At 69.4% G+C, this 24,032-nt stretch carries 20 protein-coding genes and 1 pseudogene; 11 read left to right on the top strand and 10 right to left on the bottom strand.

Going from position 1 to position 24,032, the window contains the following annotated elements; genetic code table 11:
* Positions 1 to 1,910 (bottom strand): annotated as a pseudogene (locus ACJ8AT_RS12805) (hypothetical protein); the annotation flags it as partial.
* A gap of 151 nt (positions 1,911 to 2,061) precedes the next feature.
* Between ACJ8AT_RS12805 and ACJ8AT_RS12810 the strand changes: the two are divergent.
* From ACJ8AT_RS12810 to ACJ8AT_RS12820, 3 genes are all read left to right on the top strand, one after another.
* Entirely contained in the window at positions 2,062 to 2,676 is a 615-nt protein-coding gene (locus ACJ8AT_RS12810) for a hypothetical protein (RefSeq protein WP_407737987.1), read from the top strand.
* Entirely contained in the window at positions 2,673 to 3,707 is a 1,035-nt protein-coding gene (locus tag ACJ8AT_RS12815; protein ID WP_407737988.1) for a DUF2071 domain-containing protein, read from the top strand. The genes ACJ8AT_RS12810 and ACJ8AT_RS12815 overlap by 4 nt, the downstream gene beginning before the upstream one ends.
* A 71-nt stretch (positions 3,708 to 3,778) precedes the next feature.
* The gene (locus ACJ8AT_RS12820) at positions 3,779 to 4,312 is read left to right on the top strand and encodes a hypothetical protein (RefSeq protein WP_407737989.1); all 534 of its coding nucleotides are present in this window, start codon (positions 3,779 to 3,781) and stop codon (positions 4,310 to 4,312) included.
* A gap of 9 nt (positions 4,313 to 4,321) precedes the next feature.
* Here the strand turns inward: ACJ8AT_RS12820 and ACJ8AT_RS12825 are convergent, their stop codons facing one another.
* Positions 4,322 to 5,284 (bottom strand): OmpA family protein, encoded by a 963-nt coding sequence (locus ACJ8AT_RS12825; protein ID WP_407737990.1) that lies wholly within the window; start codon positions 5,282 to 5,284, stop codon positions 4,322 to 4,324.
* 216 nt (positions 5,285 to 5,500) lie between these two features.
* The gene (locus ACJ8AT_RS12830; RefSeq protein ID WP_407737991.1) at positions 5,501 to 7,501 is read right to left on the bottom strand and encodes a patatin-like phospholipase family protein; all 2,001 of its coding nucleotides are present in this window, start codon (positions 7,499 to 7,501) and stop codon (positions 5,501 to 5,503) included.
* A 160-nt stretch (positions 7,502 to 7,661) separates the two neighbouring features.
* Here ACJ8AT_RS12830 and ACJ8AT_RS12835 point away from each other — a divergent pair, with 160 nt between their 5' ends.
* On the top strand, positions 7,662 to 7,991 hold the full coding sequence (locus tag ACJ8AT_RS12835) for a CBS domain-containing protein (RefSeq protein ID WP_407737992.1): 330 nt from the start codon (positions 7,662 to 7,664) through the stop codon (positions 7,989 to 7,991).
* Positions 7,992 to 8,181: 190 nt separating this feature from the next.
* Positions 8,182 to 8,859: an NTP transferase domain-containing protein gene (locus ACJ8AT_RS12840; RefSeq protein WP_407737993.1), complete on the top strand. Its 678-nt coding sequence runs from the start codon at positions 8,182 to 8,184 to the stop codon at positions 8,857 to 8,859.
* A gap of 75 nt (positions 8,860 to 8,934) precedes the next feature.
* On the opposite strand, the gene ACJ8AT_RS12845 is transcribed toward ACJ8AT_RS12840, so the two are convergent.
* Positions 8,935 to 9,888, bottom strand: coding sequence for a hypothetical protein (locus ACJ8AT_RS12845; RefSeq protein ID WP_407737994.1), 954 nt, complete (start codon positions 9,886 to 9,888; stop codon positions 8,935 to 8,937).
* Positions 9,889 to 9,992: 104 nt separating this feature from the next.
* Complete coding sequence (locus ACJ8AT_RS12850) at positions 9,993 to 10,892, bottom strand: hypothetical protein (RefSeq protein ID WP_407737995.1); 900 nt, start codon at positions 10,890 to 10,892, stop codon at positions 9,993 to 9,995.
* Between the two features lie 154 nt (positions 10,893 to 11,046).
* Between ACJ8AT_RS12850 and ACJ8AT_RS12855 the strand changes: the two genes are divergently transcribed.
* On the top strand, positions 11,047 to 12,294 hold the full coding sequence (locus ACJ8AT_RS12855) for an MFS transporter (RefSeq protein ID WP_407737996.1): 1,248 nt from the start codon (positions 11,047 to 11,049) through the stop codon (positions 12,292 to 12,294).
* Positions 12,295 to 12,316: 22 nt separating this feature from the next.
* On the opposite strand, the gene ACJ8AT_RS12860 is transcribed toward ACJ8AT_RS12855, so the two are convergent.
* Both ACJ8AT_RS12860 and ACJ8AT_RS12865 read right to left on the bottom strand, forming a co-directional pair.
* Positions 12,317 to 13,363, bottom strand: coding sequence for a ribonuclease T2 family protein (locus tag ACJ8AT_RS12860; protein WP_407737997.1), 1,047 nt, complete (start codon positions 13,361 to 13,363; stop codon positions 12,317 to 12,319).
* Positions 13,364 to 13,588: 225 nt separating this feature from the next.
* Complete coding sequence (locus ACJ8AT_RS12865) at positions 13,589 to 14,470, bottom strand: OmpA family protein (RefSeq protein WP_407737998.1); 882 nt, start codon at positions 14,468 to 14,470, stop codon at positions 13,589 to 13,591.
* A 231-nt stretch (positions 14,471 to 14,701) separates the two neighbouring features.
* On the opposite strand from ACJ8AT_RS12865, the gene ACJ8AT_RS12870 reads away from it, so the two are divergent.
* Positions 14,702 to 15,562, top strand: coding sequence for an HAD family hydrolase (locus tag ACJ8AT_RS12870; protein ID WP_407737999.1), 861 nt, complete (start codon positions 14,702 to 14,704; stop codon positions 15,560 to 15,562).
* Positions 15,563 to 15,577: 15 nt separating this feature from the next.
* Entirely contained in the window at positions 15,578 to 16,084 is a 507-nt protein-coding gene (locus ACJ8AT_RS12875; RefSeq protein ID WP_407738000.1) for a hypothetical protein, read from the top strand.
* Positions 16,085 to 16,153: 69 nt separating this feature from the next.
* Here ACJ8AT_RS12875 and atpA read toward each other — a convergent pair whose 3' ends face one another.
* The 3 genes from atpA to atpH all read right to left on the bottom strand — a co-directional run bounded on the left by atpA (position 16,154) and on the right by atpH (position 20,039).
* Positions 16,154 to 17,701: a F0F1 ATP synthase subunit alpha gene (atpA, locus tag ACJ8AT_RS12880; protein ID WP_407738001.1), complete on the bottom strand. Its 1,548-nt coding sequence runs from the start codon at positions 17,699 to 17,701 to the stop codon at positions 16,154 to 16,156.
* 149 nt (positions 17,702 to 17,850) lie between these two features.
* Positions 17,851 to 19,302, bottom strand: a complete 1,452-nt coding sequence (locus ACJ8AT_RS12885; protein ID WP_407738002.1) for an ATP-binding protein — start codon at positions 19,300 to 19,302, stop codon at positions 17,851 to 17,853.
* A gap of 191 nt (positions 19,303 to 19,493) precedes the next feature.
* Positions 19,494 to 20,039 carry an ATP synthase F1 subunit delta gene (gene atpH / locus ACJ8AT_RS12890; RefSeq protein ID WP_407738003.1) on the bottom strand — a complete coding sequence of 182 codons (546 nt, stop codon included), beginning with the start codon at positions 20,037 to 20,039 and terminating at the stop codon, positions 19,494 to 19,496.
* Positions 20,040 to 20,237: 198 nt separating this feature from the next.
* On the opposite strand from atpH, the gene ACJ8AT_RS12895 reads away from it, so the two are divergent.
* From ACJ8AT_RS12895 to ACJ8AT_RS12905, 3 genes are all read left to right on the top strand, one after another.
* Positions 20,238 to 22,052 (top strand): Hsp70 family protein, encoded by a 1,815-nt coding sequence (locus ACJ8AT_RS12895; RefSeq protein ID WP_407738004.1) that lies wholly within the window; start codon positions 20,238 to 20,240, stop codon positions 22,050 to 22,052.
* Positions 22,053 to 22,208: 156 nt separating this feature from the next.
* Complete coding sequence (locus ACJ8AT_RS12900) at positions 22,209 to 23,375, top strand: TIGR02266 family protein (RefSeq protein WP_407738005.1); 1,167 nt, start codon at positions 22,209 to 22,211, stop codon at positions 23,373 to 23,375.
* Between the two features lie 137 nt (positions 23,376 to 23,512).
* Positions 23,513 to 24,032 (top strand): beta-propeller domain-containing protein (locus ACJ8AT_RS12905; protein WP_407738006.1); only part of this gene is annotated, 520 nt, incomplete at its 3' end.

Here is a 24,032-nt window from a genome sequence, read left to right on the forward strand (position 1 = left end):
GTGGTGACGCCCGAAATGCCCGAGGTCGCGGTGATGCCGGCGCAGGTGCTGCGCTCGCCGTGGAAGACGGTGTCGATGGCGATGGTCGCATGGCCCGCCCCAGCCAGGGCGTTGATGATGGCAGTCGCGGTGGTGCGGCTGCTCTTGAGGCCGTGGCTGAAGATGGTGACGGGATAGCCCGTCGTCGGAGCGGCCGTGGTGGGCAGGGCCAGCAGGAAGAGGACCCGCTCGAACCGGGGGGCGGTCGGGTTCAGCGTTCCGCCCGTTCCCGTCAGCAGGAAGGGCAGGACCACCGAGCCCTGGAAGATCTTGCCGATGTTGGCAATCGGCAGGCCCGCCGCCTGCATCTGGGGCGTGATCTGAGTCGTCACGTCGGCCAGGTAGATCGGTGCCTCGGGCAGGCCCTTGGGGCCGTAGACGGCGGAGGGCAGGCCCGCCAGCGTCTTCTGAATGGAGACCGTGCTCTGCGTGGTGAAGGCCCACGCCAGGGCGACCTTCGAGCGCGGAATGTTCGCCTGCGCCAGCGCGTCGAACATGGGCTTGAAGCCGAGGCGCAGCTGCTCGAGCGCGGCGGCCTGGGCGTCCGACACCACGGACACCTGGCTCTTGCCTTCCACCGACAGCGGGTTGCTCAGGCGCAGCAGCGCGAAGCTGCTCGGGGGCGCCAGGAAGCGGCCCCGCTCGTCCTTGAGATCCGTGGTCATCACCGCCGCGTAGGTGGACTTCTCATCCAGCGGAACCTGCGGCACGAACTGGAGCTGCTGCGGGTTGCTCGAGGAGGTGCTGCTCGAGGCGCAGTTCAGGCAGGCCTTCACATTCGGCTGGGTGCCGCCCGGCGTCAGCTTGACGAACTTGGTGCCCGCCGTGAGGCTGTTGGCGTCCAGCCGGCTGCCCGTGTCGATGACACCCTTCGTGTCGCTGTTCTCCGAGACGCTCGGCGCGGTGGTGGAGAAGCCGTCCAGCGTGTTCAGGCCCGCGATGAGCTGCTGCTGCAGCGGCGAGGCGTTGGACGGGACCGGCAGGTTCACGTGCTGGTTGCCGGCCGTGTCCTTGCCCAGCAGGAGGTTGTTGGGGAACGGGACGATGCTGTTGGCCGGGTTGATCGGGTCCAGATTGAAGGTGGCCTCCGGCATGTTCATGATGCGGAAGGTCCACAGCAGCACGATGTCCTCGCGCTTCACGCCCTGGTTGGCGACGGCGTCCAGCAGCGGGGCGTAGGCGCGGCGCAGCTGCTCCAACTGCAGCGCGCTGGCCGTCTGCTCCTTGAGGTGCTCCACCGGATCCGTGCTCTCGGCGGGGATGAGGTCCGTGGTCGGCTTGCAGTCCGGAGCCGTCAGGTCCTCGCAGGTGACGAGCGGCTGCTGCAGCGAGGCGAGCGCCCACACCGGCGAGCCCACCACCTTCTCGCCTTGCGCGCCCTTCAGGCCATTGTCACCGCCGATGAGCGCCACCGCGTACCGGCCACCCTTGGGCCAGCCCGTGGCGGCGGGGGGACGGATGACGATCTGGCTGGTCTCCGGGTCGTACGCGATCTCCGGCGTGACGGACGGCGTGGCGATGGGCGTGCCCTTCAGCAGGTCGAGGAACAGCACCGTGCTTGGCTTCACCGTGCTCTTGTCCAGGCCGACGATCGTCGTGCTCGCCGAGACGCTGGTCGGGAAGCCGTTGAGGGTGTTGATGTAGTCCTTCGTGAACTCCTGCTCCGCGGCGGGAGCATCGGGATTAATGGGCGCGTTGACCAGCCCTGTCGCCGGATCGATCGCCAGATCGTTCGGCGTCGGCACGACCGCCGGAGAGCCAGCGGGATCAAACTGAGCGACCACGACATCAGGTGCCGGATCCTGCTTGATGTCGGGTGCGCAAGATGCGGCACTCAGGGTCAGCGCCCCGACGAGCAACAGCTTCTTCATTGTGGGAAACCCCCTCCGGAGGAGAGACGACTTGCTAGGCGGCGGTTTGCTAGCACGTTACAGAGGGGGCCGAAAGCAAAGCAGAGTGACGCAGTGAGTCACATTCAGGAGGGCTGACCCGCGCTCCTCTTCGAGTAGGCTCCGGGCGCGCATGAACCGAGAGGAAGCCGCCGAGGCCCTGCAGCTCATCCGCCGCGTCGTCACTCAGGCGCGGGACGAGTCGACCCTCCAGAACTGGGGGCTCATCTGGATTCTCCACGCCTTCACCAACGGTGGGGGCTTCCTTGGTACGCACTGGCTCTTTCTCCAGGGCTACCGCGAGCCCGGCCCCTTCGCGTTATTGTGGGGGGCCATCATTCCGCTCAATCTGCTCTCCATCTTCTGGCTGCAGCGGCGGGAGGCGGCGGGCGTGCGCTCGTTCATCGAGCGTCAGGTGTGGTCCATCTGGACCACGTGCATGGGAGGGCTGGTGCTGGTGGGGCTGATCAACTGGATGGTGGGATTGGAGCTGCTCTTCACGCCCGCGGTGGGGTGCGTGCTCATCGCCATGGCCTTCTCGGTGATGGGCGCGCTGATGGGGCGGGGCTGGTACGCGGCCGCGGCCGTCTACGCGCTCGCGGCCTTGGGGCTGGCGCGCATGCCGCAATGGGGCTTCGCGGGGCTCGGAGGGCTGTGGTTCGTCACGCAGCTGATCGGCGGAGGGCTGCTGCTCAGGGCCCGGCGCCGGCGCCTCGCCGCGGGCGGCCCGCAGGTGCGGCTCGTATGATGCTCACGCCCGAGGAGTTGGCCACGCTGGTGGTGCTGGCCCTGGATCGGCTTGGGATTACGCACGAGGAGCTGCTCTCGCGCCTGTGGGAGTCGGACATTACGCGCGCGGAGGGCGAGGCGGCGGTGCAGGCGCTCGCACGAAAGCGGTTCGTCCAGCAGGAGGCCGGTATCTGGACGCTGACGCCCAGCGGCCACGTGGCGCTGCGAAAGGGCTACGCCGAGCTGGTACGCGCCGAGGACGTGAGCCCCTCCAGCGAGGGCATGGAAGAGTGTCCCTCGCTGCCCTGGCTCACCCAGGTGCACACGGTGTGGGTGGAGGCGCTCTCGCTCAACTACGCGGTGGCGCCGGAGGTGCTCGAGCAGCTGCTGCCCGCGCCCCTGCAGCCGGAGCTGCACAAGGGCACGGCGTGGGTGCAGGTGCTGATGTCCTCGCTGCGGGAGATGCGGCCGCAGGGGTTCGCCGGCCTGTTCGGCTTCAACTTCTACCAGGTGAGCTACCGCGCGGCGGTGCGCTACCAAAACGCCCGGGGGCAGTGGCGGCGCGGCGGCTACTTCGTGCGCAGCGAGACCAATGACGAGCTGATGCGCCGCATCGGCAACGCGCTCGTCGAGTTCAAGTTCCACGACTTCGGCGAGGCGGACATGTTGATGGTCCGCGATGGGGACCGGCTCACCTTCGGGGCGGAGCCGACGCCCGCTTTCCCCGGGGGCCGGCTGGTGGGGGTGCTGAACACGCGGCCGCTGCCCGGGCCTCCCAAGGGCTCGGTCTGGAAGAGCCTGGATGAGCTGCACGAGCCGCTCATCGAGTGCTACGACGCCTTCGGCGTGTCGGACGGCCATATGTACGTGCTCACCGTTGATCGCGAGCCGTGGGACGCGAACTTCGTCCAGCCGGTGGAGCTGTATTGCGAGTACATGCAGGACGGAGTGTTCGCGGGCCATGCGCGGCTGGACTCGGTGCTGCACCTGCGCGAGTGCGCCTACCGCTGGCGTCCGCTGAGGCGCGAGCCCATTCCCGCCGCCGGTTGAGCGCCGGCCCGAGTGCTCGCCCACGAACAAGCAACCGAGCACCTCGCCAGGGGTTCGATTACGCTGGGAGTATGAACCGATTGATCAGCGTCGCTGTGTTGAGCCTCGCGGTGGCGGGTGTGGCCTACGCCGAGGATGCCGGTGGTTTGTCATGGACGGCTCCCGCCGAGTGGAAGCCCCAGGGTGAGCGCCCCATGCGCGTCGTCACCTACTCCATCCCCGCCGCGAAGGGAGACGCCGAGGGCGCGGAGCTGGGCGTCTTCTACTTTGGCCAGGGGGGCGGCGGTGGCGTGGACGCCAACGTCAAGCGCTGGGTGAACCAGTTCCAGAAGGCGGACGGCTCCTCGGCGGAGAAGGACGCGAAGACGAAGCAGGAGAAGATCGCCGGGTTCGCCGTGACGACGGTGGACATCAAGGGCAGCTTCACGGGCGGAGGCCCGATGATGGGGCCCACCACGCCGAAGCCCGGCTACCGGCTGATTGGCGCCATCGTCACGGGCCCCGAGGGCGACGTCTTCTTCAAGCTCACCGGCCCGGAGAAGAGCGTGGCGGCCGCGGAGAAGCCGTTCCGCAAGATGCTCGAGGGGATGAAGGCGAAGAAGTAGCCCTCGGGCTCAGTGGGGGGCGGGCTTCACCGTCCCCTTCACGGGCTGCACGTCCTTCTTGGACAGGGGCGCTTCGGCCACGGCCTTCTTCACCTCGGGAGAGGCGGCGGGAGCGGCCTTGGCCGAGGAGTCGGTGAGCTCCGCGGGCCGGGCGGCGGGCAGATCGGGGATGAGGAGGATCTCGATGCGCCGGTTGCGAGCCCGGCCCTTGGGCGTGGCGTTGCTGGCCACCGGGTGCGTCTCTCCGTAGCCGGCCGCCACCAGCCTGCGCGCCGGGACGTTCGCCTTCTCTTGAAGGAAGCGCACCACGTTCACGGCGCGCGCCACGGACAGCTCCCAGTTGGTGGGGAAGGTGGCCGCCAGCCGCTGCGAGGGAGGGCTGTCATCGGTGTGGCCCGACACCTGGATGGTGCGGCCCTCGACGCCCACCAGCACCGCGCCCAGCCGCGCGAGGACTCCGGCGCCGTGCTCGGTGAGGCTGGCCTCGCCCGAGTCGAAGAGGATCTTGTCCACCAGGTCCACCTGGATGCGGCCCTCGGCCTGGGACAGGCGGATCTCCCCGTCGGCGATCTCCGCCTTCATCTTCTCTTCGAGGTTCTGGTACGTGGCCTTGAGGCGGGCCAGCTCCGCTTCCTTCTCCTGCACCGCCTGGGAGAGCTGGTCGCGCTCGGTGGAGAGCTGATCACGCTCGGTGGAGAGCTGAGACAGCCGGTTGGAGAGCTGCGACCTCTCCGAGTCGAGGGACGCCAGCTTCTCCGCCAGCGCCTTCTGCTCCTGCTCCACGGCCTTGGTGCGCTCGTGCGCCTTGAGGGCCTCCGCCTCGGCGGTCGCCGCTCGGGCCTGCAGCTCCCGGTAGGCTCCGAGCCCGAACCACGCCGCCCCGCCGGCCAACAGCAGCACCAGCACCGTGATCAGCCACGGAGTCCACGGTGCACGCTGCTTCTCCTGCTTCTCCCAGCTCGAATCCGCCATGCCGCGTCTTGTCTCCCGAAAAGGAGTGGAGGGCCGACGGTAGCGGCTCCCTTAGGGTGTGCCGCAAGTCGGTTCAGGTAAGGGGAGGTACTCGGGCGCGAAGGGGCTCGCGCTCCGTCTCCCTGAGGACTCAGCGTGTCCTGAGTCCGTCAGGGTCCCGGTCTCCATCTCCAGGGTGACAGCCACCACCAGGAGCGCTCTTGCCGCCGCGGCTGCCTAGAACGGCAGCCAGTCCGGCTTGACGCTCTTGGGGTTGGTCAGCGCGTAGGCCAGCTGCGCCTTGAGGTCCCCGAAGGCCATGTTGTCCAGGTACATGGACTCGATCTTCTTCTGGCCCAGCTTCAGGTCCGACTTCTTGCCGGTGGAGGCGTTGACGGCCACCAGGTTGTCTCCACCGTTGTAGGAGACGTTGTAGTTCTGGCCGTTCACCATCACCTGCTCGTTGAAGCGCAGGTTCTTGGGGAGCTCCGTGGTGACGTTGGTGCCGCGCGAGCCCGGCACCCGCATGTCATCCAGGAAGCTGCGCAGGAAGTCGCGCGTCACCTGGTGGGTCTGCTGGTCCAGCGTGGGGTCCACCTTGGCGTCGTACCCGAAGCCCAGCGTGCTGTCGGACTCCTTGGGGTTGGCCAGGTTCCAGGTGGGCAGGTTGAGCATGAACTGGTTGGGCCCCGGCGAGGTGCGGTCCCGGAAGTCCGCCGCGCCCGTCGCGTTGTCCTTGAGGAAGGTGTAGCCGTTGATGGCGCTCCACAGGACGTTGGTCGTGTCCAGCTGGCCGGTGGGCAGCTGCTTCGGCGTGCCGACGGCGTTGGACGGGTGGTTGTCGTCCGGGCTCAGCAGCGCCGCGCCGATCTGCGGCAGGTTGTTCTTCGCGTAGCCCATGGGCAGGTTGTCCAGCGAGCCACCATCCGTCAGGTGGATGCTGCGGCCCGTGGTGGGGTCCACCATCTGCACCGGCTCGAAGACGCCGGGGATGGCCATGGAGGCGCGCATCGCCAGCGCCACCGGCGTGTCCGGCGTGGTCTCCTGGCTGAAGACGAAGATGCGGTCCTTGTTGGTGGGGAAGCCGTTGGGCGCCGCGCTGTCGTAGTCCTTGGCGGCCACCAGCTGCAGCGGCACCTTCAGGTCCGCGAAAGTCACCGGCCGGTCCTTGATGCCGGTCAGCTCGCGCAGCTTCGAGTCGAACATGTCATAGGCGGCCTGGCCGTTGAGGAGCCCTCCGTCCTTGAAGTCGAGATCAAAGTCGTAGAGCTTCTGCAGCCGCGGATCCTTGGCGATCGCGTCGATCTGCTCGGGCGAGGCGCCCGTGGCCGCGAACGCCGCCGCGATGGAGCCCGCCGAGGTGCCGGTGATGCTGGTGGGCACCACGCCCAGCTGGCGCATCTCCGAGAGCATCGCCGCGTAGCGCTTGCCCTTGCCGCCACCGCCCTCCAGGCTCAGCTGCACGGCAATCGGCTTGCCGTCCTGCACGGGCATGCCCAGCTCGGCGCGGCGCGCGGCCACCGCCTTCTGGTACGCCTGCGCCTGCGCGGCCCCGTCCGGCTTGCCGCCGAACAGGAAGTCCAGGGGCTCGGGCGGCTTGGTCACCGGCGTGCCCGTGGCCAGCTTCGAGCCGGACATCTGCCCGCCCGGCACCTCCTTGGCCATGAACTGCGGATCCACCCACATGGCGCCCGGCTTGGGCGCCGTGGCGCGGGTGTAGCCGTACTTCGAGGACAGCTCGCCCTCGGCCTTGGTCAGCGCCGCCTTCACCTCGGCGTAGCGCTCGCTCTTGGGCGAGAGCATGTCCAGCTCGAGGCCCAGCGAGCGCACCTTGGAGAGCGTGTCCCGGAAGTCCTGCGTCTGGCCGGCGAACTGCTTGGCCTGATCATCGCGGATCTTCTGCGGCACCACGCGCTCGAGCACCTTGCGCACCGCGCCCAGATCCACGTTCAGCAGCTTGTCGAGCGGAATCTGGAGCGGCTTGCCGGTGAGGGTGATGCCCTCCCACGGCTTGGCTCCGGCGACGGACGGGTGCGGCAGCGACGGCAGGTGTGCTTCGAAGGTGTCGACGACGTTGTGAAGCTTGGTGTCCACCTGCTGCGCCACGCGCTGCAGGCTCTGGCCAAGCCTGGCCAGGGGGTTGGAGTGCTCTGCCTTGGTCGCCTGCGGGTTGGCGGGCGTCTCCTGCGTGGTTCGCCGTGGCGACCCCGGAGAAGGCGGGTTCAATTTGACGGACATGGGAATGCTCCGGTCCCAATGCTTTCGAAGGTTGGATCAGCTTGATCCCATTATCCGCCAAATCGTTCTCAGGTTGTGTGGTCCCGGTAGTCAATGGTCCGACACCCCCGGCAAGCAAATTGCTTGAGGGTCCTCTGGAACCTGGACCGAGGTCCCTCTCGTGGAGGTCGGCGTGACGAAGTGCAGCACTCGGAGTGAAAGCCTCATCTCTGGCGCAATCACCCTGTTTCCGAGCGATTCGGTGCTCGCGGCGCTGCAGGTGATGCAGCAACACGGACTGGCCGTGCTGCCGGTGGTGGACGAGGAGCGGGGGGAGTTGATTGGCGAGGTGACGGAGGGGGAGCTGTGCCGCGTTGCGTCACGGCTGCCGCTGATTCCGCTCGCTGAAGTTTTGACCGCCAAGGCGCTCGGCGGGCGGGAAGGAATGACCGGCGAGGGGCAAGCCGTGCAGGAGCTCACCGCCGAGCGCCCGCCGCGCTGGCTCCACTGATCGTCCCAGCGGAGTGGTGGCTCGTGGACGCCACAGCGACTTCATCCCACCTTTTATCGAACACCCCTCGGACGGGAGTGCTGCCTGCCCAACGGGTCGCCCTTGGGGGTGGGCTGCAATCTGGCGCGCAGGTATCAGCCTCAAGCCCGTAGCCCCCGCGATCCCGCGTGGGCCATGAGGAGGCGTGGCTATGAAGGCAGTGGCGATCATCCTTGCCGCGGGCGAGGCCCGGCGGATGGCCCACCCCAAAGCGCTCATCGAGCACGAGGGGGGGCGGAGCTTCCTCCAGTCACTCGCATCCACCTTTGGCAAGGCGGGCTGCGCGGTGCTGGGAGTCATCGGCAAGGACGCAGAGGCGGTCAGAGATCAACACCCCAGCGTGAACCTGGTGGACAGCCCCCGTTGGCAGGAAGGGCCCATGTCGTCCATCAAGGCGGGGCTGATGTCCGCGCTGGAGGAAGGAGCGGACGTGGTGCTGTTGCAGCCGGTGGACATGCCGGCGGTGAGGGCCTCCACGCTCAAGTCGTTGCTCAAGGCGATGGGCGACTCGGAGGAGGGGCTGCGGCCCGAGTTCGAGGCGGCGCCGGGCTTCCCGGTGGTGCTCTCTCGCGCGGCGGCCGAGCAGCTGATGGGCTCGGACGAGGCGCAGCTGGATGCGGCGCTCCAGGCGATGAAGCTGCGGCGGGTGTCCGTGAAGGATCCGGGCGTGGTGGTCAACATCAACACGCCGGAGACCTACGAGCGGCTCTTCGGGACACCGCCCCGGCTGGCGCCTCCACCCAAGCGGCGCATGAAGAAGATCTCGTCGCCGGAGATGCCGGCGGTGCAGTCCTCCGGCATGGAGATGTCCGCCTCGCCGGAGGAGTGAGGCTCGCGAGCGGGTCCCCTCTCCTGGAGACGGGAGAGGGGCACGCCCGCCGTGGCCTCCGGAACATCCAGAACCTTAGAAGAAGAGGCCGATGCCGGCGAACGGTCCGCTGAGGATGTCCTGGTGCTCGACGCCGTCCACGAGGCCGGCGTCGTCCAGCAGGAGCGTCCGCCAGCCGGCGCGGAACACGAAGGGGTAGGCCCTGAGGGCCAGCGCCGCGTGCGTGTCGACCTGCCGGTAGGGGAAGGGTGTGCCCTGCAGGCTCAGCTCGAGGTTCAGCGGCCCGCCCACGCGCGCCTCGAGCGAGGTGCCGAGGCTGGGGCCGAAGACCTCCAGGTCCGGAGCTTTGGCCGAGCTGAAGCCGGCCTCCACGCGCCAGCGCAGGTGATCCTGCGCGACGAGGGCGTAAGTGAGGTGCACCCGGGCGACGGAGATCTCGTCCGAGCCGTCCGTGCCGTCATCGGTGGGCAGCGCCAGCCCTGTCACGCGTCCATCCAGGCCCAACCGCTCACCCTCGAAGGTGAGGAAGAGGTTCACCCCGACGCCCCCGCCCATGGGGCCGCCGTCGATGCCCAGGCGCAGCGAGTTGGCGATGGAGTCCGTCCGGGGCGTGTAGACCTCGGGGGGCGGCGGGCCCACCGGGGGCGGCTCGCCGTAGTAGCCGGGCGGGGGCGGAGGCGGCTCCCCGTAGTAGCTCGGCGGCGGAGCGGGCTCCACGTAGTAGACCGGGGGCGGAGCGGGCTCGACGACGATGACGCGCTCGCCAGGAGACTCCGGGGGAGGAGGCGGCGGGCGGCTGGTGCCCACCGGCGTGGCATCGTGAACCCGGCTCGGAGCCACGGCCGACGCGTCATGAACGTGGCTCGGAGGGGACTCGTGCCGCTCCTCGTGCTTGCTCTCCTTCTTCTCTTCCTTCTTGTCGGAGTCGCTCGAGTCCGACTGCTTGCCGAAGCGCGCCTCGGCGTTCGAGGCCGAGAAGAACAGGCCGGCGGCGAGCGCGGCACACAGCAGGTTCTTGAGATCCAGCACGGGTCAGCTCCTAGGGAGTTCGCCTCGCGGCGTCTGGAACATGGACGGCTGCCTGCTGTGGATATTCAACGGCGGAGCCGCGCCAGGAGCGGGGCTGGGGGGCCTCAGAAGAACGCGAAGCCGAGGCCCAGGTACGGGCCGCCGAAGGTGTCCTCGTGCACCACGTCGTCCACCACGCCGTTGTCGTTCAGGTAGAGCGTGCGCCACCCGCCGCGCAGCACCACGGAGTTCAGGTGCAGCGCCAGCCCCGCCTGCGCATCCACCTGCCGGAAGGGGTACGCGGTGCCCTGCGCGCGCAGCTCGATGTCCAGGTTCCCCGCGATGCCCGCCTCGAGCGAGAGCCCGAGGCTGGGGCCCAGGACGGTGACGTGCGGCGCGTGCGCGCTGCTGAGGCCACCCTCCAGGCGCAGGCGCGCCCGCTCCTGGGCGATCAGCGCATAGGTGAGGTGGAAGCTCATCACCGTGAGGCGGTCCTCCTCTGTCTCATCATCGGTGGGCATCACGAGCTGCAGCCCGCGCACATCCATGCCGGCCCGCGCGCCCTCGACGCCCAGGAAGGCGCTGAGGCCGGCGGCGGTATCCAGGGCCGCGCCGTCCACGCCCAGCCGGACAAAGAGCGGGGAAGGCTCCGAGGTAGAGGTCCGCACCTGGGGCGGGGGCGGGGGCAGGGGCGGAGGTGAGGGCACCACCTCTACGGGAGGCGGCGGAGGAGCAGCAGCAGGAGCCACCTCCACATGGGTCGCGACGGTGGTGCGCGTATTGAGGGCGATATCCAGGAGCAGATCCACCAGGAACGCGGCCGCGGAGGAGGACGAGTGGTGGTGATGCGACGAGCTCTCATGCTTGTCGCTGTCACCCACCGCCGAGGCGTCGTGGGTCTTGCTGTCGGAACTGCTGGAGGAACTGCTCGAGTCGGAGTGCTTACCGAAGCGGGCCTCGGCGCGGGGGGCCGAGAACAGCACGCTCACGGCGAGCGTGGCGCACAGCAGGTTGCGGATGGACATCACGGTCCAGCTCCTGGGCAGAGGGGGCCACCATGGTTCGGCCGGACGCATGGACGGGGACCTGCTTGAATCTATTTAAAGCGCAAATCCCTGGAAGTAAGCAAGCCAGCTCCCAGCACTGGTGACCTGAACTGCACACGGGTATGTGGAGTCCATGGACAGTGCGACAGCGGTCTCCAGCCACTCCGCCTTCGCGCACCGCGACTTCCGTCTCTACCAGGGCGCTCGGCTCTTCATGACGCTCGGGGCGCAGATGCAGTCGGTGGCGGTGGGGTTCCACATCTATAGCCTCACCCATCGCCCGAGAGACTTGGGGTACGTGGGGCTCGCACAGTTCCTGCCCATGGTGGTGCTGTCGCTCGTCACCGGAGACACGGCGGATCGCCATGACAGGCGCCGGGTGCTCATGTGCTGCTACGCCACGATGGTGACGGGCGCGCTGCTGCTCTTCGGGCTGGCGCGCTCGGGGGTCACCATCACCTGGCCCTACTACGCCGTGCTGGTGTTGCTGGGCACCGCGCGCGCGTTCGCCGGCCCCGCGGGCCAGTCGCTCGTGCCCCACCTGGTTCCCATCCAGTACCTCTCGGGCGCGGTGGCGTGGAACTCGACGACGCTCCAGGTGGGCACCATCGCGGGGCCCGCGGTGGGTGGCCTGCTCTACGACGCCATTCACGTGAACGGCGTCTACCTCACGTGCGCCGGAGTCATGGCGCTGGCCCTGACGATGCTGGCGCTGATGCGGGTGCGCACCGGACGCATGGAGCAGGCGGCCACCTCGTGGCAGCGGCTGCTGGCCGGCATGCGCTACGTGCGAAGGCAGAAGGTGGTGCTGGGCGCCATCTCGTTGGATCTCTTCGCGGTGCTGCTCGGCGGCGCGACGGCGCTGCTGCCCATCTATGCCCAGGACATCCTCCAGACCGGGCCGTGGGGGCTGGGCCTGCTGCGCAGCGCGCCGGCGGTGGGGGCGGCGATCGTCGCGGTGTCGCTGGCGGTCTTCCCGCTGCGGCGCAACGCGGGCGTGGTGATGCTGGTGTGCGTGGCCATCTTCGGGGTGTCCACGATGGTGTTCGGCGTGTCGCGCCACCTGCTGCTGTCGGTGGGCGCGCTGGTGGTGCTGGGGGCCTCGGACATGGTGAGCGTGGTGATCCGCCAGACGCTGGTGCAGCTGGCCACGCCGCCGGAGATGCGCGGCCGGGTGAGCGCCGTGAACATGGTGTTCATCAGCGCCTCCAACGAGCTGGGCGAGTTCGAGTCCGGCTTCACCGCCGAGTGGTTCGGCGTGGTGCGCTCGGTGGTGCTGGGCGGGGTGGGCACCTGTGTCGTGGTGCTGCTGTGGGCGTGGCTCTTTCCACAGCTGCGCCGCGTGGGCAGCACCGACGAGGTGAAGCCGCTGAAGGACTGAGCGCCCTCCGGCGGCCTGGAGCTCAGAAGCCCACCGCGTCGATGACGAGGTTGGCTGGACAGTTGCTGTGGGAGTCCGGCTGGGACGTCATGATCAGCTCGCTCAGCTTCGAGCCCGGGAGGATGTGGGCGGGCAGGGAGAGGTAGACGTCGGTCAGCTTGCCGCCAGCGCACAGCAACTGCAGCCGGTCGCTGCTCCCGGCGCCGAGGGCGCTGTCCACCTGCTTCAGGAAGTCGTCGCGCCGGACCGTCTTGCCCATGTTGTCGGCCATGTACTTCCTCATGCCCGAGTCGTTGAATTGCCGGACCAGGTCCATGGCCACCTCGAAGTACTGGCTGGCGTCCCAATCCGTCTGGCAGGTGCCGTGCTTCCACCACTCGTGGCGCTCCAGGCAGGAGGCGGTGCCCGGCATCACCTGGCCGAGCTGCTTGGCCGTGACGGGGCTCACCTCGACGGTGGGGAAGGCACAGAAGTCGCGCTGGTCGCGCTGGTGCTCACAGTTGCCGTAGTTGGTGCCACACGCGTCACGGTTGGGCCACAGGCCGTGGAGGGTGAAGTTGCCCGCCTTCTGATAGGAGGCGTCGAAGTTGAGGGCGCACTCCTTCTTGTTGCGGTGGCTCTCGCAGAAGGCTGGCTGCCAGCTCAAGGCCAGCACGTAGCTGTCCTGCAGGCCCGCGGTGCTGCAGAGGGACGCGTTGTCTGGGCGAATGGGGGTGGGCTCGGAGGGCAGGACTTCGCCTGCTGGCGGGGCCTCGGGCTGCACCACCGTCCCGCAGGTGGCCTCCACCCAGCGCTGAGGGGGAGAGGCATCCTCCACCTGCACCCGGTACCAATCGGGCTGATCCGGGCGGTTTGCCTCGAGGAGCGGATAGGCGTCTCCCGGCTCGAGGTGCACCTTGTCCGGGTTGCTCTTGCTCCGCTTCGAGACGAAGGCCTCGCAGTTCCTCGCTGCCTTCAGGGTGCCGCTCACGGGCACGCTCGCCCAGGCCCCGGTGGGCCCGAGGACGAGGACAGCCAGGGTCGTCCAAAGGGCCGAGCTGCGCCGCTGCTGCCGCTGTTCGCTGTTCATGCTTCCCCCAGATGGCGCGGCACCGGGCCCAGGCCTGGCACATGGGAGTGCGGTCCTGTCCTGGAGCGCGACGGTCAGCGCCGGTCCTGACTCTTACCGGGCTTGCTGTCGCCGGACACCAGTCTCGCTAGGGGCGTGAGTCAGAGGTGTTGAGCAACCGGCGCATGGGCGCCGGCGAGGTGAAGCAGTGGAAGCCTCGTGGCCCCCGGGGGCGAAGTGAAGGCATCAGCGCCGGCCCGACTTCTTGCCGGACTTGCCGCCCCCGGGCTCCGCCTTCGCGCGAGCGAGCGGTGGAGGCGTGGGCTCGATCGATGCCAGCAGGGACGCCGGGGGCACCGGCATGGGCGAGAGCGTCAGCTCCACGCGCCGGTTGTGCTGGCGGTTCTGCGGCGAGTCCGTAGGCACCTCCGGCTGGAAAGAGGCATGGCCGGTGGCGCTGAGCCGCTCCGGAGCCATACGCGTGGGGCTGTCGAGCAGCGCGCGCACGATGGCGGTGGCTCGCGCGGCGGACAGCTCCCAGCTCGTTCCCGTCGGGGTGGGGCCGGAGGCAGCGGGCAGCTCGTCCGTATGCGAGGACACCTGCACCGCGTGGCCGTCCACCGAGGCCAGCACCGCTCCGATGCGCGCGAGCTCCTCCGCTCCCGTGGACGTCAGGGTGGACTGGCCCGGCTCGAAGAGGAGCCGCTCGGACAGCTCCACGCGCAGGGAATCCGCGTGGGAGGTGTCCAGCCAGATGTCTCCTTGGGCCAGCTCGTCCTTCAGCTTCGCCTCCAGCTTCTGCCGGGCGGCATCTCGCTGGGCGGCCTGCGCATCCGCCTCCCGGGCCTTTCGAGCCTCCCCCTCACGTTGGGCGGAGGTACCCGCCTGCTGCTGCTCCAGCAGCCTCAACCGGCGCTCCAGGCCGGCGCGCAGCACCTGGAGCTCCGCCACGCGCGCCTCGGACTCCAGCGCCTGCTGTTCGAGCTGGGTGTTGCGCTTCATCAGCGCCGAGATAGACCGAAACGCCAGCACCCCCCCGCCCATCGCCAGCACCACCACCCCCGCCAGCAGCGCCCAGGGAAGCCTCGAGGTGCGGCGCGGGTCCGCTTCGCTTCGGGCTTCCTCCATGCGCTGCCTCCGCTCCAGGTGGTTGGAGTCCCAACGCTAGCGGCCCTGCCAGGGTGGGCCTCAAGGGGGACAGCGGTGTTTGTGTGCCACATGGCCGCGCCGAGCCCGGTGTGCCGCGGCGCGTTGCTCCGCCGGGTGCATCCAACCGTACACGTCACTCCCCCCCACTTCGCGCCACCGGGTAGGACGTGGTATCCGGATTGCCCCTTCTTGGAGGAGCACAGAGGAAGCATGGGCATCGGGTGCGTGGTGTTGGACTTCGATGGGACCTTCACCGACGTGGTCGCGGAGGGAGCCCCCTTCGTTCGCCACTTCAAGAACCATCTGGCGGAGATGATCGGGCAGCCCCCTGAGGCCTTGGCGGCCGCCTGGCGCGAGGAGGAGGCCGCGGTGCTCGCGGGCGCGCACGCGTTCGGCTGGGACGTGGGCGGGCGTGTCGTGGCGCCGGCCACCGCGGACCCCTACCTGCTGTCCAACTGCGTGGCGCGCCAGCTCATGGGCCGCTACGGCGCGCTGCCGGATCCGGCGGAGCGGCACGAGGCCCTCCAGACGCTCTACCGCGAGGCCTACAAGCTCACCGGCACCGCCTTCAAGCCCGAGGCGAAAGAAGTGCTCGAGGCGCTGCTGGCCACGGGCCTGCCGGTGTGGGTGGTGACCAACGCGCACACGGATCTGGTGGAGGCCAAGCTGGATCGGCTGGCGCCCAAGGGCCGCGAGCGACTCAAGGTGAAGGGCGACGCGCGCAAGTACATCATCGACGAGGCTCAGCCCGCCGACGCGCGCTTCTCGGCGCTGCCGGAGACGATCTCCTTCAACGGGCTGCTGCCTCGGCCCGTCTATCTGCGGCGGGGCCGGTACTACGAGGCGCTGCGAGAGATCTGGAGCCAGACCGGCACCGGCCCCGAGTCCACGCTGGTGGCCGGCGACATCTACGAGTTGGATCTCGCGCTGCCGTCGGCGCTCGGGGCGCACGTGCAGTTCGTCGCGCGGGAGAACGCGCTGCCGTACGAGGTGAAGGCGATGGAGCAGCTCGGCCCGCGCGGCGGAGTGGACCGGAGCCTGCGAGGCATCCTCCCCCGCCTGCGCGCCTGAGAGCCCGAGGAGTCCATGCGCCCCATCCGAGCCCTGTCCTTGCTGTGCGTGGGAGTGTTCGCCGGAGCCTGTGCCACCTCGGGACAGCTCCACGACGTCCGCCTCTTCCAGGAGCGTCCGTCCAAGCCCGAGGGCTGCGAGTTCGAGGTCTACGAGCAGCGCGAGCCCCCGCGCGAGTACGAGATCATCGGGACGCTGAACCTCTCGGGCAACGAGTGGCTGGGCAAGAGCGGCCGCAAGGGCCTGCTGGCCGAGACGGTGTGCCAGGCCGGCGCGGACGCGGTCATCCTGTCGAGCCCGGTGGAGCGCAAGAGCGCCGCGGGGCGGGTGCGCGAGTACGAGGCGCGGTTCATCTCCTTCTCGCCCGGCTCCACGGAGCCCGCGCCGCTGCCGGAGCAGCCCGCCGCAGCGCCCGGCGCCATCATCGCCCCTCGGGGCATGGAGTGGCCCGAGGAGCCCATGGGCGAGTCCACGCGCAAGTGGGAGCCGAAGAAGGCCGAGCCGCAGCAGCCCGCGAAGTAGAAACACGAAGCCCCGCCTCCCAGGGAGGGAGCGCGGGGCCTCGGGCACTTCAGCCTGGCGTGGAGCGCCTTACACCTTGGCGCCCGCCGTGGGCTGGAACAGCTCGTTGAACTCGGCCATGCCCTTGTTCAGCGCGGCCTTGATGTCCCCAGTCAGCTCGCGCTTGGTGGCGAGATCCTTGGCCAGCTGCGGGTACTTGCTGTCCATGAACTCGAGGTACTCCTTCATCCAGCGCGGCACGTCCATCACCGGCACCTGGCGGATCCACCCGCGCTTGTTCGGGTCATCCTTGTTCGTCGCCGCGTAGATCTGCATCACCTGCTTCTCCACGGGCATGGGCTCGTACTGGCCCTGCTTGAGCAGCTCCACCAGACGGGCGCCGCGGGCCAGCGTCTCCTGCGTCGCCTTGTCCAGGTCCGAGCCGAACTGCGCGAACGCCGCCAGCTCGCGGTACTGCGCCAGCTCCAGCTTCATGGAGCCCGCCACCTGCTTCATGGCCTTGATCTGCGCCGCGCTCCCCACGCGCGACACCGAGAGGCCCACGTTGATCGCCGGGCGCACGCCGGAGAAGAACAGGTCCGTCTCCAGGAAGATCTGCCCGTCGGTGATGGAGATCACATTCGTCGGGATGTAGGCGGACACGTCACCGGCCTGCGTCTCGATGATGGGCAGCGCGGTGAGCGAGCCCGCGCCCTCCTCGTCCGAGAGCTTCGCGGCGCGCTCCAGCAGGCGGCTGTGGATGTAGAACACGTCGCCCGGGTAGGCCTCGCGCCCCGGCGGCCGGCGCAGCAGCAGCGACAGCTGGCGGTAGGCCACGGCCTGCTTGGACAGGTCATCGTAGATGATGAGCGCGTGCATCTTGTTGTCGCGGAAGTACTCGCCCATCGTCACGCCCGCGTACGGCGCGAAGAACTGCATGGGCGCCGGGTCCGAGGCGTTGGCGGCCACCACCGTGGTGTACTCCATGGCGCCGAACTTGTTGAGCTTGTCCACCACCTGCGCCACCGTGGACTGCTTCTGCCCGATGGCCACGTAGATGCAGTAAACGCCCAGGCCCTTCTGGTTGATGATGGTGTCGATGGCCACGGCCGTCTTGCCCGTCTGCCGGTCACCGATGATCAGCTCGCGCTGCCCGCGGCCAATCGGCACCAGCGCGTCCAGCGCCTTGAGGCCCGTCTGCAGCGGCTCGTGCACGCTCTTGCGCTTGACGATGCCCGGGGCCTTGATCTCCAGGCGGCGCGTCTCGGTGGCCTGGATGGGGCCCTTGCCGTCCACCGGCTCGCCGAGCGCGTTCACCACGCGGCCCAGCAGGCCCTTGCCCACCGGCACCGAGGCGATCTGCGCGGTGCGCTTCACGGAGTCACCCTCGCGGATGTCCTTGAACTCACCCATGATGGCCACACCGACGTTGTCCTCCTCGAGGTTGAGCACCAGGCCCTTCACCCCGTTGGAGAACTCCACCAGCTCGCCTGACTGCACGCCCTCCAGGCCGTAGATGCGGGCGATACCGTCACCCACGGAGAGCACGGTGCCAGTCTCGGCGACGGTGACCTTCTTGCCGTAGTCCTTGATCTGCTCCCGGATGATTCTGCTGATCTCGTCGGCGCGGATTTCCATGGGCTCTTGAGTCCTCGAGTGGGGCGGCGGCGGGGCCGCCAGGAAGCCAAAGCGCGCCCCCCTTACCACGCGCTTTCCAGCGCCGCAACGCGATCGGCCATGGGAGGCCCGGCAGGGGGTTAATCGGCCCGGTAAGCCTGGGCGCTCCCTCAGCGGGTGGAGGCCTGCCGGGGCAGCCAGACCTTGAAGCTGGTGCCGCGCTCGATGGCGGACTCGACGCTGATGCGCCCGCCGTGGGCCTCGGCGATCTGCTTGGCGATGTAGAGCCCCAGCCCCAGCCCCTCTCCGGCGGGCCGCTTGCCTCGGCGGAAGGGCTCGAAGATGGCCTCGCGCTCCTCGGGCAGCAGCAGCGGCCCCTTGTTCAGGATGATCAGCGTCACCCCCAGTGGCTCGCCCCTCACACTCAGTACGATGGACGTGTCATGGAGGCTGTGCCGCAGGGCGTTCTGGAGCAGGTTGTCCAACAGCTGCGCCAGCCGGGCCTCGTCCCAGTGCCCCGCCAGGTCTCCCTCGGTCTCCGGGATGATGGGGTGCTCCGGGTGGGTCAGCCGGTATTCCTCGACGATCCGCTCCACCACCCGCTCCAGGGACATGGGCAGCGGATTGACCGGGATGCCGCCCGCGAGGCGCGCCCGGGTGAAGTCCAGCAGCTCGTGGATCATCCGCTCCATGCGCCGGGCGGCGTGGGACATGATGGTGAGCTGGCGGCTCTGGCGATCCTCCAGCTTGCCCTCCAGCTGCAGGGCGGAGATCCCCAGCTGGAGCGTGTTCAGCGGGGTGCGCAGATCATGCCCGACGACGCCCAGGAGCTGCTCGCGCAGGTACTCGGCGCGCGTCGCGGCCTCCTCGGCGGCCTTCCTCCCGGTGATGTCCCACAGCGCCGCCAGGCACACCGGCTTGCCGCGGAAGTTCACTTCTCGCGCCAGCACCTGGATGGGCACCCGTAAGTCGCCGTAGCGCAGGGCGATCAGCTCGTACGGCATCTCCTGCCGGGCGCGGAAGGCCTCCTGCGCCGTCTTGCGAGACTCCGGAGCCAGGAACCGGGCCAGCGGCTGACCCACCAGCTCCTCCGGCGTGCACCCCAGGAGCGAGGCGCTGCCACGGCTGGCCTCCAGCACGGTGACGCCGTCGTGGAGCAGGTAGCCGTCACACGAGAGATCAATCAGCGTCTTCAGCCGCGTCTCCGACTCGCGGACCAGCTCCGTCTCACGCACCCGCTCCGTCTCGTCCTGGAGCAGCAGGGTGATACCGGCCAGCGCTCCGCCGGACACCGCCGGCAGCAGGCTGATCCGCAGGTGGATCCGCCTGCCGTCCGCGGTCTGCTCGGGCTCCAGGCTCACCGCGGCGCCCTGGACGGGCTCTCCGGCCAGGGCGCGCACACACAGCGGGGCCAGCGCGGGCGCCAGCGCGGGCCACAGCTCCGAGATGAAGCGGCCCAGCTGCTGCGCGACGGGCTGGCCGGTGAGCGCCACCAGCGCCTCGTTCGCCCACTTCAGGCGCAGCTCGCGATCCAGGAACCCCACCGCCCAGCCCGAGGCCTGCAGCAGCGCTTGAAGGAAAGGGCGGGCCTCTTCCGGCACCACTGTGGGCAGTGCACTCATCGGATTACGCGGAAGAGCAGGCTGCGCCATGAGCAGGTCGGCATGAGAGCGCGGACGCGGTCCGCAGGATGCCACCCAGTATAACGGCTGCCGGACCTACAGGAAATACCGGGCTTGCGGACTGCGCTGGAAGCCCGGAAGACCTGCTACGTAGGGGTGCTGGCGCGAGAACTTTCCACCCTGGCAGGTTGCTAGCGCTGCTTGAGGTCGCGGCGCAGCTGCTCGAGCTGGGTGCGGACGCTGCCGTCATAGAGGACGCTGCCCACCTGAGCGGACACGCCGCCCAGCAGGCTGGGGTCCTGGCGGGACTCGAGGATGACGTCGCGCTGGGTGAGCTGCTGGAGGTTCTTGCGCAGCTGCTCCAGGGCGTCCGCGTGCAGCGGGGCGGCGCTGGTGACGACGCCGCGCACGCGGCCGGCCTTGGCGTCGGCCATGTCGCGGAAGGCGCGGGAGATGTCCGGCAGGTAGATGAGGCGGTTGCGGTCCACCAGCAGGCGCAGGGTGTTGGCCAGCCCGGGCTCGACGTTGCCCACCAGCCCCATCAGCGCCTCGATCACCTGGCTGCGCTGGCTGCGGCTGTAGGCGGGGTTGAGGAGCACGTCCGACAGCTCGCGGCTCTGCTCGAGCGCCTTCACGAGGGAGGAGAGCTGATCAGCGACGGCGTCGGTGCGCTGGGCCTCGAGGGCGACGTCGAGGAGCGCACGGGCATAGCGGCGGGCGATGGACACATTCACCATGGCGGCCGCGCCCTTAGCACGGTGTCGGAGCCCGAGCAATCACCGGCGCGGGGACCGTCGAATATCGGGAGGAGCCGTGCTCTTCGGACCGCCCCCGGCTGGCTGGACTCCGGGAAAGGGAGGTAGCCTTTCCCCAGCATTCCCTCGGAAGTCGGGTGAGGGGTGCCTCATCCCATTCGGTGGAACCGCATACGGCCCATGCAAGAACCGGTAATCGGTATCGATCTGGGGACCACCAACAGCGCCGTCGCCACCGTGGAGGGTGGCCGGGCGCGGATCATCCCGTCGCGTGCGGGAGGTCGGCTCACCCCTTCCGTGGTGGGACTCGATGGTGACGGCGAGCGGGTGGTGGGCACGCCCGCGCAGCGCATGGCGGAGGACCAGCCCGGCAGCGTGGTGTGGGCCACCAAGCGCTTCCTGGGGCGGCGCTGCACGCCGGAGCTGGTGCAGGAGGCCCGGGCGCAGGTGCCCTTCCCGCTGATTCCCGGGCCCACCGGGGATGTGCGCGTGCGGCTGCGGGACAAGGTGCTGCCGCTGACCCAGGTGTCGGCGATGATCCTGGGCGAGCTGAAGCTGGACGCGCAGGCGTACTTCGGGCGGAAGGTGAACCGGTGTGTCATCACCGTGCCCGCCAACTTCGATGACAACCAGCGCTCGGCCACGCGCGAGGCGGCCTCCATCGCCGGCCTGGAGGTGCTGCGGCTGGTGAACGAGCCCACGGCGGCGGCGCTGGCCTACGGCCTGTCGCGCAGCTTCCAGGGCAACGCGCTGGTGTTCGATCTGGGCGGCGGCACCTTCGACGTGTCCATCCTCCAGGTGAAGGACGGCGTCTTCGAGGTGCGGGCCACGGGAGGAGACTCGGCGCTGGGCGGGGAGGACTTCGACCACCGCATCGTCCAGTGGCTGGTGGCGCAGGTGGAGGAGCCGCTGCGCGAGGCGGTGAGCAAGGACACCTCCTCCATGCGCCGGCTGAAGGTGGCGGCCGAGGCGGCCAAGCGCGAGCTGACCGAGAAGGAGGAGGCGCTCATCACCGTGGCGGCCCTGGGGGACTACTCCAACCCGGCCCAGCGGCGGCTCACCGGCGTGGAGACGGTGCTCACGCGCTCCTTCTTCGAGACGCTCTCCGAGCCGCTGTCGCGCCGCTGTCTGGAGGTCTGCCAGACGGTGATGCAGGACGCGAAGATGGATCCGCACGCGGTGGACGTGGTGCTGCTGGTGGGGGGCATGACGCGCGTGCCGCTGGTGCAGCGGCTGGTGGCGGACTTCTTTGGCCGCGCGCCGTCCACGGACGTCAACCCGGACGAGGCCGTGGCGCTGGGCGCGGCCATTCAGGCGGAGGAGCTGGTGCGCCAGTCCGGCGCGGCGCTGCTGCTGGATGTGGCGGGCCAGTCGCTGGGCGTGGGCGTGCTGGGCGGGCGCGTGAAGCGGCTGATCGCCAAGAACACGCAGGTGCCGGTGGTGGCGCGCGACATCTTCCTGCCCAGCCGGGCGGGCCAGGCCGAGGTGCGCATCCCCATCTACCAGGGCGAGGCCGAGTTCCAGGACGACAACCGCAAGCTGGGCGAGGTGGTGCTGCGCAACCTGCAGGCGGGGAACCGCGCGGACACGCAGATCGAGGTGACATTCGCGCTCTCCAGCGAGAGCATCCTCTCGGTGCGAGCGGTGGATCTGCGCACGGGGCTGGCCGAGGAGGTGCGGCTGGAGGCGCGCACCAGCCTGCCGGGCCCCGAGGCGCAGAAGCTCTCCCAGGAGCAGGCCCGGTACGCCAACGCGCAGGCATGGGAGGACGCGCAGGAGAAGCTGCGCAAGCTGCTGGAGCGCGGAGAGAAGCTGGCGCGCCTGCTCCAGCACAGCGCCCAGGAGAACCCCAGCCCCGAGACCGAGGCCGCCGTGAGCGCCGTGCGGGGCCTGCTGGACACCGGCGCCGCCGCGCTCCAGGCCGGCAACGCCGAGCAGTGCGCTACTGTCTCACGTCAGCTCACCCAGGTGCTCTCGGGCCGCCCGGCGGCCTGAGCGTCTACCCGCGGACTGTCGGGAACCGATCGGCTGGGCAGTGGCATGTTGTGCCCCGCACGGTCGGGGCGTCCGCCCATGCACAGCGCTGAGTCCCGTACATGGCTTGTGCGCGCGGACATCCCTACCTCGTGTTCGTTGCCTTCGGGGGCGAACATGGAACCAGCTCTCACTCGGGACGAGATCTTCGTCGTGGACGAGTCCCGCACCGTGCGGGATCTGGTGTGTCAGCACCTGTCCCGGCTGGGCTGTGAGCCGGTACCGTTTCAGAGCGGCCCCGAGTGTCTGGCCGAGCTGGAGCGCCGGGTGCCCGCGCTGGTGCTGATGGACCTGCGCATGGAGACCATGCAGGGGGACGAGGCGTGCCGCCGCATCAAGGGGCACCCGAACGCCGGCCTGGTACCTGTCGTCATGCTCACCGGGGCCAGCGCGCCGCACGAGGTGATGCTCTGCTCGCGTGCCGGTGCGGACGACTTTCTGCCCAAGCCGTTGGAGTTCGATGCGCTGACGGCCAAGGTGCTCGCGGTGCGGGCGGCGCGGGAGCACGCGCGCCAGGGGCCCCCGCCGGGGCTGGGCGTGCTGCTGGTGGAGGGCAGCCGCTCCATGGGCTCTTTCCTGGGCGGCGCGCTGGAGCACGAGGGCTTCCATGTCCTCTATGCCCGCCACGCCGTGGAGGCCGAGGCGCTGGCGACGGCGTTCGGCCCGCGGCTGGATGGGCTCGTGGTGGACGTGTCCCGCTCCTTCGCTTTTCAGGATGGGCTGGCGCTGGCGAGCCGGCTGCGGGGGCTGCTGCCTCGCAAGCCGCTGGTGCTGGTGGCGGGCGTGGAGGAGCCCACGGACGTGCACACGCGGGCGCAGGAGCTCACCGGCGAGACGCTGCTGGAGCGGCGGATGATGTCCCCGGACGCGCTGGTGTCGCGCGTGCTGGGCCGGCTCGCACCGGGAATGACGTCGGTGCGCGCCGCCGAGCGCGTGCCGCTGTTCTCCGTGGTGGAGTTCACCACGCGCTGCGGGCCGGTGCTGACGGGGTTCAGCTCGGACGCCAGCCCCGAGGCCCTCTTCGTGCGCACCCTCACTCCGGCTCGAGCGGGGGCGCGGCTGGCGCTGCGGGTGACGCTGGCGGGCCAGCGTGCCTCCTCCTCGGTGGAGGCGCTGGTGGTCTGGTCCAACCCTCCGCGCCGGGGCTCGGCCTTCCAGGGGCCCGCGGGAATGGGGCTGCGCCTGGAGCGCGTGGACACGGCCCTGGCCGCGCAGTTCCAGCGTTTCGTGCCGCGCGCTCTCGGTTTTTCCCTCTCCTTGCCCACGCGGCCCTCAGCTTTCTGAGAGGCCGCTGAGCCTCCAACCTCCCGAAACTCCAGCTCCTCCGCCGTTGGCACGTGTGTGGCAAAGCCCGGCGCGACACATGACCGGGGCTCGCCCATGGCGGCGCCTCGGTGGGCCGGAGAAGTGCGGAGGGGTTCATGAAGTGGTTGCGATACGGCGGACTCGGGCTGGTGCTGGCGGGCGCTGGCTGTGGAAATGAGCGAGGCATTCCCGAGAACCAGCCGGTGCAGATGCGGGCTCAGCTCAGGAGCTTCGAGAGCTGCGACGAGCTGGAGGCCTATGTCGAGGACACCGCGGTGCTCGATATGCGCTCCCAGCTCCTGTGGCAGAAGGAGATGGTCGGCAACTGGGGCAGGGGGGGCCCTGTCTACAGCGTCGAGGACGGCTCCCTTCCTCCCACCAGCGCCTCGCCCTCTCCCATGCCCGGCTCGTCGAGTGGTGGTGACGCCTCGGCCCCGGGCACCGGCAGCAAGGGACCGGACGACTACACCGAGACCAACAATCAGGTGGAGGGCGTGGATGAAGCGGACTTCGTGAAGAACGACGGGACGCGCATCTTCGTCATCTCCGGCAACAAGCTGTACCTGCACCGCTCCTGGCCCGCGACGTCGCTCAGCGCCGTGGGCAGCCTGGTGCTCGAGGGCTGGCCGCGCGAGA

Source organism: Hyalangium sp., from assembly GCF_045802625.1.
GTDB lineage: Bacteria > Myxococcota > Myxococcia > Myxococcales > Myxococcaceae > Hyalangium.

Bases quoted from the DNA above. Each gene is read 5' to 3' on its own strand.
- ACJ8AT_RS12895 (WP_407738004.1), top strand. From the start codon at position 20,238: ATGCAAGAACCGGTAATCGGTATCGATCTGGGGACCACCAACAGCGCC.
- ACJ8AT_RS12860 (WP_407737997.1), bottom strand. From the start codon at position 13,363: ATGAACAGCGAACAGCGGCAGCAGCGGCGCAGCTCGGCCCTTTGGACG.
- ACJ8AT_RS12810 (WP_407737987.1), top strand. From the start codon at position 2,062: ATGAACCGAGAGGAAGCCGCCGAGGCCCTGCAGCTCATCCGCCGCGTC.
- ACJ8AT_RS12885 (WP_407738002.1), bottom strand. From the start codon at position 19,302: ATGAGTGCACTGCCCACAGTGGTGCCGGAAGAGGCCCGCCCTTTCCTT.
- ACJ8AT_RS12875 (WP_407738000.1), top strand. From the start codon at position 15,578: ATGCGCCCCATCCGAGCCCTGTCCTTGCTGTGCGTGGGAGTGTTCGCC.
- ACJ8AT_RS12855 (WP_407737996.1), top strand. From the start codon at position 11,047: ATGGACAGTGCGACAGCGGTCTCCAGCCACTCCGCCTTCGCGCACCGC.
- ACJ8AT_RS12825 (WP_407737990.1), bottom strand. From the start codon at position 5,284: ATGGCGGATTCGAGCTGGGAGAAGCAGGAGAAGCAGCGTGCACCGTGG.
- ACJ8AT_RS12865 (WP_407737998.1), bottom strand. From the start codon at position 14,470: ATGGAGGAAGCCCGAAGCGAAGCGGACCCGCGCCGCACCTCGAGGCTT.
- ACJ8AT_RS12815 (WP_407737988.1), top strand. From the start codon at position 2,673: ATGATGCTCACGCCCGAGGAGTTGGCCACGCTGGTGGTGCTGGCCCTG.
- ACJ8AT_RS12870 (WP_407737999.1), top strand. From the start codon at position 14,702: ATGGGCATCGGGTGCGTGGTGTTGGACTTCGATGGGACCTTCACCGAC.
- ACJ8AT_RS12830 (WP_407737991.1), bottom strand. From the start codon at position 7,501: ATGTCCGTCAAATTGAACCCGCCTTCTCCGGGGTCGCCACGGCGAACC.
- ACJ8AT_RS12900 (WP_407738005.1), top strand. From the start codon at position 22,209: ATGGAACCAGCTCTCACTCGGGACGAGATCTTCGTCGTGGACGAGTCC.
- atpA (WP_407738001.1), bottom strand. From the start codon at position 17,701: ATGGAAATCCGCGCCGACGAGATCAGCAGAATCATCCGGGAGCAGATC.
- ACJ8AT_RS12840 (WP_407737993.1), top strand. From the start codon at position 8,182: ATGAAGGCAGTGGCGATCATCCTTGCCGCGGGCGAGGCCCGGCGGATG.
- ACJ8AT_RS12850 (WP_407737995.1), bottom strand. From the start codon at position 10,892: ATGTCCATCCGCAACCTGCTGTGCGCCACGCTCGCCGTGAGCGTGCTG.
- ACJ8AT_RS12820 (WP_407737989.1), top strand. From the start codon at position 3,779: ATGAACCGATTGATCAGCGTCGCTGTGTTGAGCCTCGCGGTGGCGGGT.
- atpH (WP_407738003.1), bottom strand. From the start codon at position 20,039: ATGGTGAATGTGTCCATCGCCCGCCGCTATGCCCGTGCGCTCCTCGAC.